Below are 14,566 nucleotides of genomic sequence, written 5' to 3' on the forward strand. Positions count from 1 at the left end.
CCCCAGGAGCCCCCCATGTCCCAACCGCTCCCTTCAGTCGAGGTTCCCGAGAGAGCCGACACCGATACCCCGCGGTCGATCAGGATCCGCTGGGTGCTGGTCGCCCTGCTGGTGATCGGCGGCGTGGTCAACTACCTCGACCGCTCCAACCTGAGCGTCGCCAACACGACCGTCGCCAAGGAGTTCGATCTGAGCTCCACCCAGATGGGGCTCCTGCTCGCGGCGTTCGCCTGGCCCTACGCCCTGGCCAACCTCCCGGCCGGCTACCTCGTCGACCGCTTCGGGCCCAAGCGCATGTACGCCTGGGCGGCCGCACTGTGGTCACTGGTGTCGATGCTCTCCGCGACCGCGAGTTCGTACGGCTTCATGTACGCGGCCCGGGTGGCTCTCGGTGTCGCCGAGGCCCCCTTCTTCACCGCCAGCCTGAAGGTCAACCAGCGGTGGTTCGCCCAGCACGAGCGCGCGCTGCCGATCTCGATCGTCAACACGGGCTCGCAGATAGCCAACGCGATCGCCCCGCCGCTGCTCACCATGCTGATGCTGCTGCTCGGGTGGCGCGGCATGTTCGTCACCATCGGCGCGCTGGGCGTCGTGCTGGTGCTCGTGTGGCTGCGTGTCTACCGTGACCCGACGGTGCGCGAGCAGGCGGCCATCCTGGGCGAGGCGTCCGCGCCCCCGGCGCCCGAGGCCGAGTCTGCGGCGAAGGCCGGGTGGGGGCAGCTGTTCCGGCAGCGGAACACGTACTTCATGATCCTCGGCGCTTTCGGCATCTTCTACACGGTGTGGGTGTACCTCACCTGGCTGCCCAGCTATCTGGAGACCTCCCGCGGCTTCAGCCTCACCGCGACGGGCTGGCTGGCGTCCCTGCCGTTCCTGTGCGGTATCGCGGGCGTGCTCTTCGGCGGTTTCCTCTCCGGGCGCCTGATCAGCCGCGGGGTCTCCGCCGTCACCTCGCGCAAGATCCCGATCGCCGGCGGCGCCGCCTTGGCGGCCGCGGCCGTACTTCCCGTGGCCTACGTCGAGAGCACCCCGCTCGCGATGGTGCTGCTGTCGGTGGGCTACTTCGCCGCGCAGGTGCCGATCGGCTGTCTGTGGACCCTGGCGTCCGACGTCGCGGAGCCGCACCAGGTGGCCTCGCTGGGGGCCATCCAGAACTTCGGCGGATTCCTCGGCGCGACACTGGCTCCGATCGTCACCGGGAGCATCCTGGATGCCACCGGGGGAAGCTACAACCTCGTGTTCCTGGTCGGCGGAGTGCTGCTGCTGGTCGGCGGCTCCTCGTACCTGTTCTTCGTCAAGGACCGCAGGGCCCCGAAGGAGAGCCTCACATGACCGTTCCACGGGCCTACTTCGTGATCGGGCCGGCCGGGTCGGGAAAGAGCACCGTGGCCAGGCTGCTCGCTCGGCTGACCGGGGCGGCCTACATCGACAAGGACACCGCCTGCACCCGCTTCACGGAGGCGCTCCTGGAACTCGCCGGCACCGACCCGTCCGAGCGGGACCTCAACCCGTATTACCAGTCGGCGGTGATGGACCTGGAGTACCTGACCATCCTGGATCTGGCGCGCGACAACCTCGCGGTGGGCCGGCCGGTCGTCCTGGACGCCCCCTTCGGCCGGTACTTCTCCCGCCCGGACTACCTCGCCGAAGTGGCCGAACGTCACTCCTGGCCCCGCCACGCCGAACCGGTGGTGGTGCGGGTCGAGAGCGATTCCGACACCGCCCGGGCCCGCGTCCGGGCCCGCGGCTGCGCACGGGACCTGTCCAAGCTCGCCGACTGGGACGCCTTCTGGCAGAAGTCCCAGGACAACACGTGCCGATGGTCGAGCCGTCACAGCCTGGTGTTCGACAACCGGGCCGACGGTGTCACCCCGGAAGCGGTCGCTCGCGCGCTGGGCGGACTCGCCGAGGACGACGCGAGAGAGCCCGGACTCACGGCTCGATGAGCCCGGCCCGGATCGCGTACCGGGTCAGCTCCAGGCGGTCGCGCATGCCGAGCTTCTGGAGGAGGTTGGCGCGGTGGCGTTCGACCGTCTTGGCGCTGATGAAGAGGAGTTCGCCGATCTCCTTCGAGGTGTGGCCCTCGGCGACCAGCTTGAGGATCTCCTCCTCGCGTTCGGTGATGGCCCGTTCCGGCAGGCCGTCGCCCCGGTGCAGCCGCTCCAGGTAGGAGCGGACGAGTGCCCGCTCGGCGCCCGGGTAGATGAACGGCTCGTCGCGCACGGCCGCCCGGCAGGCCTCGACCAGGTCGCGGTCGGCGACGGACTTGAGGACATAGCCGCTGGCTCCGGCCCTGAGCGCCTCGAAGAAGTACTCCTCGTTGTCGTACATCGTCAGGATCAGGATGTGCAGGCCGGGGAGCCGGCGGGAGAGTTCGCGGGCCGCCTGGAGGCCGGTCATGCGGGGCATGGCGACGTCGAGGACGGCCAGGTCCACGGCAGTGTCGCGGGCCCGGGAGACGGCCTCGGCACCGTCCCCGGCCTCGGCGACGACCGTCAGGTCCGGCTCGCCGTCCAGGATGAGGCGCACTCCCCGGCGTACGAGGGTGTGGTCGTCGGCGAGCAGGACACGGATGGGATTCCGGTCCGTCGTCCTCGTCACCGGTGCGGACATCAGTGAGCTCCTTCCGTCACCGGTACAAGCAGGCGTACGTCGGTGCCTCGGCCGGGGGCAGGCTCGACGGTGAGGGCGGCGCCGATCAGGAGGGCGCGTTCGCGCATGCCCGTGATGCCGGCGCCCTCCGGGACGTCGCCGACGCCCGTGCCGTTGTCGCGTACGAGGAGTTCGACGCCGCCGGGTACCTGCTGGAGGCGGAGTTCGGCGCGGTCGGCGCCGGCATGGCGGGCGGTGTTGGTCAAGCCTTCCTGGGCGACCCGGTAGACGACGAGTTCCGCTTCCGGGCTCAGGGCGGGGAGGTCCCCGGTGACGTGGTGGCGCACGGTCAGCCCGTGGGTCGTGAACTCGGTGGTGAGCGAGCGCAGGGCACTGGCCAGCCCGAGTTCCTCCAGGACACCGGGGCGCAGCCGACGGGCGATCCGGCGGATCTCGTCCAGACCGGCCCGGGTCGCCTCCTGCGCCTGGCCCACCTCCTCGCGCAGATCCTCGGGCGCCCGGTCGGCGACGCGCTTGAGCTGGAGCAGGACGGCGGTCAGGGTCTGCCCGACCTCGTCGTGGAGCTCGCGGGCGATCCGGTGCCGTTCGCTCTCCTGTGCGGACAGGGCCCGGGCGGCACCCGCGGCCCGCTCGGCCTCCAGCCGGTCGAGCATCGTGTTGTACGTCGTGATCAGCGCGGCCGTCTCCGCCGGTCCGGCGACCACCGGGCGGGTTCCCGGGCGCAGCAGGTCGGCGGTGGCCATGGAAGTGCCGAGCCGCTGCAGGGGCGCGAGGCCGAAGCGCAGTACGAGCGCGTTGCCCGCCAGCAGCAGCACCAGCCCGACGAGCAGGACGAATGCCTCGCCCGCCAGGACGGGGGTGGACACGGTGACCGGGCCGAGCAGCAACGCGGTGGCCACGACCAGGCCCGCGGCGTTGAGCGAGAAGATCCGCCAGAACAACGACACGTTCCTGGATCCGCCCCTTCCGGCCTTCGCGTACGGCACCTCCCGCTCCACCCTCTCCGGCGACCGGCCGCTGTGTATATCCGTCACAACACCCATGTCGTCACCGTACGGGTGGATGGCAGCATGCGGACTTGACCCGTCCGTTGATCTACAGCGTTCACGACACCGACACAGCAACACCAACAAGACAAACAAACCAAACAAGACGAAAAAGGGGAAGCAACGTGTCAGCTCCGCGCCTGAGGGCGACGCCGCTGCCGGGTATCGGGGTCCAGTACGACCTGGAGACCCGGGACCACCGCCATCTGTCGGTGGTGGCGCACCGCGACGGCACGCGCACGGTGAACGTGTACCGGGCCGACGATCCCGACTCCTGCGCGCATTCGCTGCGGCTGACCAGCTCGGAGGCGGGTTCGCTGATCGACGCGCTGAAGCCGTCCCACCACAGCCCGAGCCTGCTGTACACCACCGATCTGGGGCTGGTGGCCGAGCGGATCGAGGTGGCCGCGACCTCGCGCTGGAACGGGCGGGTGCTGGGCGACATGAAGATGCGGACGGAGACCGGCGCCTCGGTCGTGGCGGTGCTGCGCCGGGCCGAGGCCATCCCGTCGCCCGCGCCGGACTTCCGGCTGGCGGGCGGTGACACGCTGATCGTCGTCGGGACCCGTGAGGGCGTGGACGCCGCCGCGTCGATTCTCGGGCGGGAGTGAACCGGTGCACTCCGCGGTCCTGCTCATAGAGTTCGGTTCCATCATCCTCGGCCTCGGCCTGCTCGGGCGGTTCGCCGCCCGTTTCCGGCTCTCGCCGATCCCGCTGTACCTCCTGGCCGGTCTGGCCTTCGGCGAGGGCGGGCTGCTGCCGCTGGGCGCGAGCGAGGAGTTCATCGCCACGGGCGCCGAGATCGGCGTCATCCTGCTCCTGCTGATGCTGGGGCTGGAGTACACGGCGAGCGATCTCGTCTCCAACCTCAAGACGCACTACCCGTCCGGTCTGGTCGACTGCGCGCTCAACGCGCTGCCGGGCGCGGCGGTGGCGCTGCTGCTCGGCTGGGGGCCGGTGGCCGCCGTCGTCCTGGCCGGTGTCACCTGGATCTCGTCGTCCGGCGTGATCGCGAAGGTGCTCGGCGACCTGGGCCGGGTCGGCAACCGGGAGACACCCGTCATCCTCAGCGTGCTGGTGCTGGAGGATCTGGCGATGGCCGTGTACCTGCCCATCGTCACGGCACTGGTGGCGGGTGTCGGGCTGATGGCCGGCAGTGTGACCCTGGCGATCGCGCTGGGCGCCGCCGGGCTGGTGCTCTTCCTGGCCCTGCGCTACGGCCGGCTCATCTCGCGGTTCGTCTCCAGCGACGATCCGGAGAAGCTGCTGCTGGTGGTGCTGGGCCTGACGATCCTGGTCGCGGGTGTCGCGCAGCAGCTCCAGGTGTCCGCTGCGGTGGGCGCCTTCCTGGTGGGCATCGCGCTGTCGGGCGAGGTGGCGGAGGGTGCGCACACCCTCCTCAGCCCCCTGCGGGACCTGTTCGCGGCGGTCTTCTTCGTCTTCTTCGGACTGCACACCGACCCGTCCAGCATCCCGCCCGTCCTGCTGCCCGCCCTCGCGCTGGCCCTCGTCACGGCCCTGACGAAGATCGCCACCGGGTACTGGGCGGCCCGGCGCGCCGGGATCTCCGTCAAGGGCCGCTGGCGGGCGGGCGGTGCGCTGGTGGCCCGCGGCGAGTTCTCGATCGTCATCGCCGGTCTGGCGGTCTCGGCCGGCATCGAACCGTCCCTCGGCCCCCTGGCCACGGCCTACGTCCTCATCCTGGTCGTCCTCGGCCCCCTCACCGCGCGCTACACCGAGCCGGTGGCGATGTGGTGGAGCGGACGCCGCGTGGCCCGTCGGAAAACCCCGGAACCCGCGCCCCGGAAGGCCGAGGCGGAGGCGCAGGTGGGCGACTGAGGAAGGGTGGGCCACCCCGGGAACCTTGGGTCACCCGGGGGGCCCTTACTCACCGCCCGAAGCCCACCCCTGCCTCCGCAGCACGCCCGGCACATCCGGTGCCTCGTAGTGCTCGCCCTTGAGGACCTTGCCGTCCTCGCGCCGGGAGACCGAGCCGTCGGGGCCGATCTTGGTCATGTTGGAGCGGTGGATCTCGGTGAGTACCGCGTCGAGATCGATGCCGTGGACGAGGGCGGTGCCGTACGCGACGTAGACGACGTCCGCCAGTTCGTGGGCGAGCTTGTCGAGCGGGCCCCGGACCGACACCTCGGCGACCTCCGCGGCCTCCTCCGCGAGCAGTTCGCCGCGGTGGGCGGCGAGTTCCGGGGAGACCTCCGTCGGGGTACTGCGGGCGTCCAGGCCGAAGGCGAGGTGGAATTCACGGACCAGGTCAGCGGGCGAGGAGCTCATGGGGACGACAGTATCGGCCGCCACTGACAGTCCTCCCCGCCCCGGCGCCGACCGCCGCCCCTGGTCAGCGGGGCACCAAGGCTGGCAGGATCTCGCGCATGTCCAAGATGTTCCCCCGTATCGGCAGGCGCCTGGCCCTGCAGGGCGGCGCCGCCTCCCTCCTGGTCCTCGGGCTGCTGCTGGCGTGGCTGCGCCCCTGGGCCGAGGAGCCTCCCGGCGGGGCGATCACGTTCAGCACGGGCACGCGCGCCGGGGTCTACCACGAGTACGGCGAACTGCTGCGCGCCGAGATCGACCAGGACATGCCGGACCTGGGGGTGCGCCTGCTGACCAGCGCCGGGTCGCAGGAGAACGTCTCGGACGTGGCGACGGGCAAGGCCGACTTCGCGATCGCGGCGGCGGACGCGGTCGCCACGTACAAGCTCGACCACGGCGCGGGTGCCGACCGTCTGCGCGGCATGGCCCGCCTGTACGACGACTACCTGCAGCTCGTCGTACCGCCGGACTCGGACATCCGCTCCGTCGCGGACCTGCGGGGCAAACGCGTGGCCATAGGGCTGCCGAACTCCGGCGTGCGACTGATCGCGAACGGGGTCCTCAAGGCGGCCGGGATCGATCCGGAGAAGGACATCAAGCCCTCCTCCGACGGCATCGACACCGGGCCGCGACGGCTGGGGCACGGCCTGGACGCCTTCTTCTGGTCGGGCGGACTGCCCACGGACGGGCTCAGCCGCCTCGCCAAGAAGTCGTCCTCCGCCTTCCGGTTCGTCCCGATCGACGCCGGGCTCGTCGCCAAGCTGCACGACCAGGGCGGTGCGACGCGGTACTACCGCGCCACCAAGATGCCCGAGTCGGCCTACCCCACCATCCAGCGCGGTGACCCGGTGCCGACCCTGGCGGTGTCCAACCTGCTGGTCACGCGCAGCGACATGGACCCCAGGCTCACCGAGTGGCTGACCCGTACCGTGATCGACAGCCGGGACGGAATCGGCGCGACCGTCCACTCCGCCCAGCTGGTCGACGTCCGCACCGCGATCTACACCGACCCGCTCCAGCTCCATCGCGGCGCCCAGCGCTACTACCAGTCCGTCAAGCCGTAGGCCCCGACCTCGGCACTGCCACCGTCACCCGCAGCCCGTGCGGCTCGTGACGGCCGTACGTGATCGAACCGCCGCCCGCCGCGAGCAGCGCCCGCGAGATGGACAGCCCGAGGCCCGAGCCCTTGATGTTCTGGTGGCGGCCGCTACGCCAGAAACGGTCGCCGACCCGGGCCAGCTCCTCGTCGGTGAGGCCGGGGCCGTGGTCGGTGACGACGATGGTGGAGGTGTCCCCGTTGGAGGCGACGGCCACCTCGACGGTCTGGTCCTCGGGCGTGAACTTCACCGCGTTGTCGATGACCGCGTCCAGCGCGCTGGACAGCGCGACCGGGTCGGCCCACGCGGTCGTGGGCGGGCAGTCGCCGACCAGGCGTACGCCCTTGGCCTCGGCGGTCGGGGCCCAGGCCGCGAGGCGTTCGGCGGCGAGCTCGCCGATGTCGGTGATCCGCAGGTCCGCCTCGGTGTGCTCGGCCAGCGCCAGATCCAGCAGATCGTCCAGGACCTGCGCGAGGCGCTTGCCCTCGGCCTGCACGGAGGCGATCTCCTTGTTGCCCTCGGGCAGTTCGAAGGAGAGCAGCTCGATGCGCAGCAGCAGCGCCGCGAGCGGGTTGCGCAGCTGGTGCGAGGCGTCGGCGACAAAGGCGCGCTGCTGCTCCAGCACGTCCTCGACGTTGTCCGCCATCTCGTTGAACGACCTGGCCAGCCGCCTGAGCTCCGGCGGACCGCCGGCGGCGGCGACCCTGGACTTGAGCCGCCCGGTGGCGATGTCGTGGGTGGTGGCGTCCAGGACACGTACGGGCTTGAGCACCCAGCCGGTCAGCCGCAGGGCGGCGCCGACGGCCAGCAGCATCGCGGCGGCCTCGCCCGCGCCGATGACCAGCCAGCCGTGCAGGGTGCGCGAGCGCATCTGCCCGGTGGGCGAGTCGGTGACGACGACCGCGACGACATCCCCGTCCCGGATGACCGGCGAGGCGACCACGAGGTTGTTCCGCTGCCAGGGCCAGACCTGCTTCGGGTCGTGGCTGCGGCGGCTGAGCAGCGCCTCGTCGAAGGCGTCGCGCACCTCGCCCTCTTCCGGCAGGGACCACTTGGCCGGTGCGTGAGCCATGGCACTGCCGCTGCGGTAGAAGACGCCGGCGCGGATGCCGTAGACGTCGTAGTAGCTGTCGAGTTCGCTGCTGAGCGTGGCCAGGCGTTCGTTCTCGAACGCGCCGGCCGTGCCGGTGGGCGAGTCGGTGACGAACTGGGCGAGGGCGGCGAAGCGCGCGGTGTCGTCGATCCGGTCGACGACGACCTTCTGCTGCTGCGCCCCGGCCAGACTGACGGCGAGCGGGACCCCGAGCGCGAGCAGCACGGCCGCCATCAGGATGATCAGCAGCGGGAGCAGACGAGTGCGCACCCGGCCCCGCTAACCGGCGGGCGCGACGAGCCGGTAGCCGACCCCGCGTACGGTCTCGATGAGCGCCGGCATGCGCAGCTTGGCGCGCAGGGACGCGACATGCACCTCCAGGGTGCGCCCGGTCCCCTCCCAGCTCGTCCGCCACACCTCACTGATGATCTGCTCCCGGCGGAAGACCACCCCGGGCCGCTGCGCGAGCAGGGCCAGCAGATCGAACTCCTTGCGGGTCAGCTGGACCACCGACCCGTCGACGCTCACCCGGCGGGTGGGCAGCTCTATGTGCACGGGCCCGAGGCGCAGCTCGGTCTCGATGCCGCTGGAGGTGTCCTCGTGGGAGGTGCGCCGGCTCACGGCGTGGATGCGTGCGAGCAGCTCCCCGGTGTCGTACGGCTTCACCACGTAGTCGTCGGCGCCCAGGTTGAGGCCGTGGATGCGGGAGCGGACGTCGGAGCGGGCGGTGACCATGATCACCGGGGTGGCGGTGCGTTTGCGGATCTTGCCGCAGACCTCGTAACCGTCCTGGTCGGGCAGGCCGAGGTCGAGGAGGACGACACCGAAGCAGTCGCTCTCGGGAACGAGTGCCTGGAGGGCCTCCTCACCGCTGCGCGCGTGCGTGACGTCGAACCCGTGCCGCGCCAGGACCGCCGAAAGGGCGGCGGCGACGTGGTTGTCGTCCTCGACGAGCAGCAGTCTCATCCGGGCCCCCTTCGGTTCACTGGCCGTACGATCGATCTGTGTACAAAAACGCGTGCACGCGCGCGTGCACGCCTTGCAGTCACGCTGATGGATGAGGACGACGTCAAGAGGGTTCCGGTTGCGGAGAGCTTCCGTTACCCGGCCGATATGAGCGCTGCTCACAAGTGCTACGACACGTGTCCGATTGCTATCGGATCGTGATGCTCAGATTCCCCTCAGATGTAATGACGCAGGTCGTAGAGGTAACTACTGTCCTCCGAAACCGAGGAGGACGGAGCCTGAGAGCGATGACCGAAGTATCGGTGGCCAAGGAAGATGTGGCCGCGACCGGCGAACTGGTCGTCCTGAAGAGCGTCAACAAGCACTTCGGCGCGTTGCACGTACTCCAGGACATCGACCTGACGATCGCCCGCGGCGAAGTCGTCGTGGTCATCGGACCCTCCGGGTCCGGTAAGTCCACCCTGTGCCGCACCATCAACCGCCTGGAGACGACCGACTCCGGCTCGATCACGATCGACGGCAAGCCGCTGCCCCACGAGGGCAGGGAGCTGGCCAAGCTCCGGGCCGACGTCGGAATGGTCTTCCAGTCCTTCAACCTCTTCGCGCACAAGACCGTGCTCGAGAACGTGATGCTCGGCCAGATCAAGGTCCGCAAGAAGGACAAGAAGGCGGCCGAGGAGCGGGCTCGGGCCCTGCTCGACCGGGTCGGCGTGGGCGCGCAGGCCGAGAAGTACCCCGCACAGCTCTCCGGCGGTCAGCAGCAGCGCGTCGCGATCGCGCGGGCGCTGGCCATGGAGCCGAAGGTCATGCTCTTCGACGAGCCGACCTCCGCGCTCGACCCCGAGATGATCAACGAGGTGCTGGAGGTCATGCAGCAGCTCGCCCGCGACGGCATGACCATGATCGTCGTCACCCATGAGATGGGTTTCGCGCGATCGGCCGCAAACCGCGTGGTGTTCATGGCGGACGGCCGCATCGTCGAGGAGGCTGCGCCCGAACAGTTCTTCAGCAACCCGCGCAGTGATCGTGCCAAGGACTTCCTGTCGAAGATCCTGCATCACTGACGGCGTACTCCGCGCGCCACTCGACCGGCGCCGCCGCCCTGACGGCCCGCATCTCTTCATCAGCCAAAGGATGTTCATCATGAAGCTCCGCAAGGTCACCGCCGCCTCGGCCACCGTCTTCGCTCTCGCTCTGACCGCCACCGCGTGCGGCGGCGACAACAGCACGGGCGGCGACTCCGGCTCCGACGGCGGCGGCAAGTCGATCACGGTCGGCATCAAGTTCGACCAGCCCGGCCTCGGCCAGAAGACGCCGCAGGGTTACGCCGGCTTCGACGTCGACGTCGCCACGTACGTCGCGAAGAAGCTGGGTTACAACGCGGACCAGATCGAGTGGAAGGAGGCGAAGAGCGCCGACCGCGAGACCATGCTGCAGCGTGGTGACGTCGACTTCATCGCCGCGACCTACTCGATCACCCCGGAGCGCCAGGAGAAGGTCGACTTCGCCGGTCCTTACCTGCTGGCTCACCAGGATGTGCTGGTCCGTGCCGACGACAACAAGATCAAGTCGCCGAAGGACCTGAACAACGCCAAGCTCTGCTCGGTGACCGGCTCCACCTCGGCGCAGAACGTCAAGGACAAGCTGGCGCCGAAGGCTCAGCTCCAGCCGTACCCGACGTACTCCGCCTGTCTGCCCGGCCTGCAGAACGGTGCCGTCGACGCGCTGACCACCGACGACTCCATCCTCGCCGGTTACGCCGCCCAGTCGCAGTTCAAGGGCAAGTTCAAGCTCGGCGGCTTCAAGCTGACCAACGAGAACTACGGCATCGGCGTCAAGAAGGGCAGCGACCTCAAGGCCGACATCAACAAGGCCCTCGAGACCATGGTCGCCGACGGCGACTGGCAGAAGGCCGTGGACAAGAACCTCGGCCCGGCCAACTACAAGAACGAGCCCGCGCCGAAGATCGGCGACATCAAGAGCTGAGGCAACGCCTGACGGGTGCGCCGCCCCCCGGGGCGGCGCACCGGGGCATCCCTATACGCGGAAGCGCGGGAGATCGTGTTCGACTTTCTTGAAGGTTACGACCTGCTGGGGGCCTTCTGGACGACAGTGCAGCTCGCTGTGCTGTCCGCCGTGGGCTCTCTCATCTGGGGCACCCTGCTGGCCGCGATGCGCGTCGGCCCGGTGCCGTTGATGCGCGGCTTCGGGACCGCGTACGTGAACATCGTGCGGAACATCCCGCTGACCGTCATCATCCTGTTCACGTCGCTGGGCCTGAACCAGACGCTGGGTGTCTCCCTCGGCGCCGATGACGTCGAGACGATCAACTTCCGGCTGGCGGTCCTCGGCCTGATCTTCTACACCTCGTCCTTCGTGTGCGAGGCGCTGCGCTCCGGCATCAACACGGTGCCGGTCGGGCAGGCGGAGGCGGCCCGGGCGATCGGTCTCAGCTTCAACCAGGTGCTGGGGCTGGTCGTGCTGCCGCAGGCATTCCGTTCGGCCGTCGTCCCGCTGGCGAACGTGCTGATCGCCCTGATCAAGAACACCACGGTGGCCGCCGCCATCGGTGTCGCCGAGGCGGCGGTGCTGATGAAGGAGATGATCGAGAACGAGGCTCAGCTGCTGTTGATCTCCGCGATCATCGCGTTCGGATTCGTGGTCCTGACGCTGCCGACCGGTCTGGTCCTCGGCTGGGTGGGCAAGAAGGTGGCGGTGAAGCGATGAGTTCCGTTCTGTACGACGCCCAGGGCCCTCGCGCCAAGCGGCGCAACGTCGTCCTCACGGTGGTCTTCCTGGTCGCTGTCGCGGCTCTGCTGTGGTGGGTGTTCAAGGCCCTCAAGGACAAGGGTCAGCTGGAGTGGGTCCTGTGGGAGCCGTTCTTCTCCGGCAGCGAGGCCTGGACCACGTACATCTGGCCCGGTCTGCAGAACACGCTGAAGGCCGCGGCCCTGGCGATGATCATCGCGCTGCCGCTCGGCGCGGTTCTCGGCATCGCCCGCCTGTCGGACCATGCCTGGGTCAGGATTCCGGCCGCGATAGTGGTCGAGTTCTTCAGGTCCATCCCCGTGCTGGTCCTGATGATCTTCGGTCTCGCCCTGTTCGCCGAGTACACCGACGTGAGCTCCGACGACCGTCCGCTGTACGCGGTCGTCACCGGTCTGGTGCTGTACAACGCCTCCGTCCTCGCCGAGATCGTCCGGGCGGGCATCCTGGCCCTGCCCAAGGGTCAGTCCGAGGCGGCGATGGCGATCGGCCTGCGCAAGGGGCAGCTGATGCGCCTCATCCTGCTGCCGCAGGCGGTCACGGCGATGCTTCCGGCGATCGTGAGTCAGCTCGTCGTCATCGTGAAGGACACCGCGCTCGGCGGCGCGGTCCTGACCTACGCGGAGTTGCTCGCCGCTGCCGGCACGATGAGCGGCTACTACGGCGGGAACATCATCCAAAGCCTCATCGTCGTGTCCGTGATTTTCATCGTGCTCAACTTCGCCCTCACCTCGTTCGCGAGCTGGCTGGAGCGCCGGCTGCGCCGGGCCAAGAAGTCCACAGGCGCGGTCGTGGGCGCGGACAACGCGCAGATCCCCGGAACGACTGGGACCGGCGCCGGAGGCACCGTCTGACACTCGGTCAACCCGGATGACATACTCAGGGGCAGTGGCATGATCGCCACTGCCCCTGGTCACTTGACGCAAGCACCGGCAATGGGTTGCATACGTTCTGTGATCGTGCACCCTGCTCCAACTTCGTGTTCACCTACGTCCCTCGGGACGTCACCACGGGCAGGGGGCGCCGCGCCGTGGACCCGGTGATCGTCGTGGGAGCGGGGCCCGTCGGGCTCACGCTCGCCCTGGCGCTGGCGCGTCAGGAGGTGCCGTGCGTGGTCCTCGACGAGGGGCCGGGCAAGGACGAGCCCCGTGCGTCGCGCACCGTGGTTCTCCGCGAGGACACCACCGCCCTCATCGAACGGCTGTCCGGCGTCCCCCTGGACCGGATCGGCGCCCACTGGGCCGGATGGCGGTCGGTGCGGCGCAAGCAGGTGATGCGCGAGGTCTTTTTCGACGGCACGGAGCCCGTCCCGCTGCACATCGCCCAGCACGAGCTGACCGGCGCCCTGCGCGTGGCGCTCGCGGGCGAGCCGCTCGTCAAGATCGCGGTGGAGAGCCGGCTCGACGGCATAGAGCAGGAGTCCTCGGGCGTCACGGCCCACACGCGCGGGCCCAAGGGCACATGGTGGCGCGGCAGTTACCTGGTCGGCTGCGACGGCCCCCGCTCGACCGTACGCAAGCTCCAGGACATCCGCTTCCCGGGCCGTACGGCGGTGGAACGTCACGCCGTGGCGGCACTGCGGACGGAACTGCCCTGGTACAACGAGGCGTTGCTGCACCGCATGCCGCCGTGGCGCATGTCGGGCCCCTCGGCCGGCGAGGTCACCGCGCGTCCCCTGCCGGACGGTGTCTGGCGTCTGGACTGGCTCCTGCCGCCCGGCAAGGACCTGGTCACACCCGAACTGCTGCTGACGCGCATCCGGGAGACCCTGGCGGGTTGGTCGGGCGGCACGACCCCGCCGTACGAGCTCCTGGACACCGGTGTGCACACCGTCCACCACCGTCTCGCCCGCCGCTGGCGCGCCGACCGTGTCTTCCTGGCGGGAGACGCGGCGCACCTCCTCGGCTCCCTGGGCACACACGGGCTGGACGAGGGTCTGCGGGACGCCGACAACCTCGCCTGGAAACTGGCCCTGGCCTGGCACCACGGGCCGCACGAGGCGCTCCTCGACAGCTACCAGACCGAACGCCGGGCGATCGTGGCGGCCCGGCTCCGCGCGGCCGATCAGGCCCTGCCGCTGCTGCGCGGCGGCGGAGGCCTGCGCTCCTACGTCCCCGGCTCGGCCCGGGGCCATGACTCGCTCCTCACGGACGGCCACTTGGGGCACGGGCAGCTGGGCGCACCGGGGGCGTACGCCGACTCGCCGCTCGCGCCCCCACCCCTCGAAGGAGAGGTCCCGGTCCGGACATCGCCCGGCTCGTCGGTCATCGACGTACGGGTCACCGCGGAGGACGGCACCTTCGTCCGGCTGCGGGACCGGCTCGGCCGCGGCGCGCTGCTCGTCGTGCTGATCGCCCCGGGCACGGGCGTGTGGGAGCGCAGGCACTGGGTGAGCGCCGGCATCATGCCTCAGCTCGCCGCCGCGGTCACGGCATTGCCGCACCACGCCGAGCTGCTGGTCGCCGAGAGCTATCCGGGCGCCGCCGCGCACACGGTGCTCCTGGTACGCCCCGACGGACATCTCGTGACCGCGCTGAGCGGAGTGCGCCCGGCCGATCTGTACACGGCGGCCGAGGCGGCGGTGGGCGGACCTGTCAAGGCGCAGGCGGAGGCCGGTGCCGCGGCCGGTTCTCGCTGACCTCAGGCCTCGCACGGGTAGC

Annotated in this window: 15 protein-coding genes; 10 read left to right on the top strand and 5 right to left on the bottom strand. The window is 70.0% G+C overall.

Features of this window, described 5'->3' with window-relative positions; genetic code table 11:
• The first annotated feature begins 15 nt into the window (after positions 1–15).
• A complete protein-coding gene (locus ACFZBT_RS11430; RefSeq protein ID WP_391101383.1) occupies positions 16–1,332 on the top strand; it encodes an MFS transporter in 1,317 nt (438 codons plus the stop codon).
• Entirely contained in the window at positions 1,329–1,946 is a 618-nt protein-coding gene (locus ACFZBT_RS11435) for an AAA family ATPase (protein ID WP_391101386.1), read from the top strand. The genes ACFZBT_RS11430 and ACFZBT_RS11435 overlap by 4 nt, the downstream gene beginning before the upstream one ends.
• Here the strand turns inward: ACFZBT_RS11435 and ACFZBT_RS11440 are convergent.
• Entirely contained in the window at positions 1,933–2,613 is a 681-nt protein-coding gene (locus tag ACFZBT_RS11440; RefSeq protein WP_391101388.1) for a response regulator, read from the bottom strand. The genes ACFZBT_RS11435 and ACFZBT_RS11440 overlap by 14 nt on opposite strands.
• The gene (locus tag ACFZBT_RS11445) at positions 2,613–3,656 is read right to left on the bottom strand and encodes a histidine kinase (protein WP_391101391.1); all 1,044 of its coding nucleotides are present in this window, start codon (positions 3,654–3,656) and stop codon (positions 2,613–2,615) included. Before ACFZBT_RS11445 ends, ACFZBT_RS11440 begins: the two co-directional genes overlap by 1 nt.
• A gap of 128 nt (positions 3,657–3,784) precedes the next feature.
• Between ACFZBT_RS11445 and ACFZBT_RS11450 the strand changes: the two genes are divergently transcribed.
• Together ACFZBT_RS11450 and ACFZBT_RS11455 are read left to right on the top strand one after the other, a co-directional pair.
• Positions 3,785–4,270, top strand: a complete 486-nt coding sequence (locus ACFZBT_RS11450) for a TrkA C-terminal domain-containing protein (protein WP_391101394.1) — start codon at positions 3,785–3,787, stop codon at positions 4,268–4,270.
• A 4-nt stretch (positions 4,271–4,274) separates the two neighbouring features.
• A complete protein-coding gene (locus ACFZBT_RS11455; RefSeq protein WP_391101397.1) occupies positions 4,275–5,498 on the top strand; it encodes a cation:proton antiporter in 1,224 nt (407 codons plus the stop codon).
• A 45-nt stretch (positions 5,499–5,543) separates the two neighbouring features.
• Here ACFZBT_RS11455 and ACFZBT_RS11460 read toward each other — a convergent pair whose 3' ends face one another.
• Entirely contained in the window at positions 5,544–5,948 is a 405-nt protein-coding gene (locus ACFZBT_RS11460) for a MazG nucleotide pyrophosphohydrolase domain-containing protein (RefSeq protein ID WP_391101399.1), read from the bottom strand.
• 98 nt (positions 5,949–6,046) lie between these two features.
• Here ACFZBT_RS11460 and ACFZBT_RS11465 point away from each other — a divergent pair, with 98 nt between their 5' ends.
• A complete protein-coding gene (locus tag ACFZBT_RS11465; RefSeq protein ID WP_391101402.1) occupies positions 6,047–7,048 on the top strand; it encodes a TAXI family TRAP transporter solute-binding subunit in 1,002 nt (333 codons plus the stop codon).
• Here the strand turns inward: ACFZBT_RS11465 and ACFZBT_RS11470 are convergent.
• Complete coding sequence (locus ACFZBT_RS11470) at positions 7,038–8,444, bottom strand: ATP-binding protein (RefSeq protein WP_391101404.1); 1,407 nt, start codon at positions 8,442–8,444, stop codon at positions 7,038–7,040. The genes ACFZBT_RS11465 and ACFZBT_RS11470 overlap by 11 nt on opposite strands.
• 9 nt (positions 8,445–8,453) lie before the next feature.
• Positions 8,454–9,140: a response regulator transcription factor gene (locus tag ACFZBT_RS11475; RefSeq protein ID WP_189721866.1), complete on the bottom strand. Its 687-nt coding sequence runs from the start codon at positions 9,138–9,140 to the stop codon at positions 8,454–8,456.
• A 287-nt stretch (positions 9,141–9,427) separates the two neighbouring features.
• Between ACFZBT_RS11475 and ACFZBT_RS11480 the strand changes: the two genes are divergently transcribed.
• From ACFZBT_RS11480 to ACFZBT_RS11500, 5 genes are all read left to right on the top strand, one after another.
• Positions 9,428–10,204 (top strand): ATP-binding cassette domain-containing protein, encoded by a 777-nt coding sequence (locus ACFZBT_RS11480; RefSeq protein ID WP_391101407.1) that lies wholly within the window; start codon positions 9,428–9,430, stop codon positions 10,202–10,204.
• A 79-nt stretch (positions 10,205–10,283) separates the two neighbouring features.
• Positions 10,284–11,126, top strand: coding sequence for a transporter substrate-binding domain-containing protein (locus ACFZBT_RS11485; RefSeq protein ID WP_391101409.1), 843 nt, complete (start codon positions 10,284–10,286; stop codon positions 11,124–11,126).
• A gap of 75 nt (positions 11,127–11,201) precedes the next feature.
• Positions 11,202–11,867 (top strand): ABC transporter permease subunit, encoded by a 666-nt coding sequence (locus tag ACFZBT_RS11490; RefSeq protein WP_391101411.1) that lies wholly within the window; start codon positions 11,202–11,204, stop codon positions 11,865–11,867.
• The gene (locus ACFZBT_RS11495; RefSeq protein WP_391101414.1) at positions 11,864–12,760 is read left to right on the top strand and encodes an ABC transporter permease subunit; all 897 of its coding nucleotides are present in this window, start codon (positions 11,864–11,866) and stop codon (positions 12,758–12,760) included. The genes ACFZBT_RS11490 and ACFZBT_RS11495 overlap by 4 nt, the downstream gene beginning before the upstream one ends.
• 176 nt (positions 12,761–12,936) lie before the next feature.
• Positions 12,937–14,544, top strand: a complete 1,608-nt coding sequence (locus ACFZBT_RS11500; RefSeq protein WP_391101490.1) for an FAD-dependent monooxygenase — start codon at positions 12,937–12,939, stop codon at positions 14,542–14,544.
• The last annotated feature ends 22 nt before the right edge of the window (positions 14,545–14,566 follow it).

Source organism: Streptomyces sp. NPDC008137 (assembly GCF_042957035.1).
Lineage (GTDB): Bacteria > Actinomycetota > Actinomycetes > Streptomycetales > Streptomycetaceae > Streptomyces.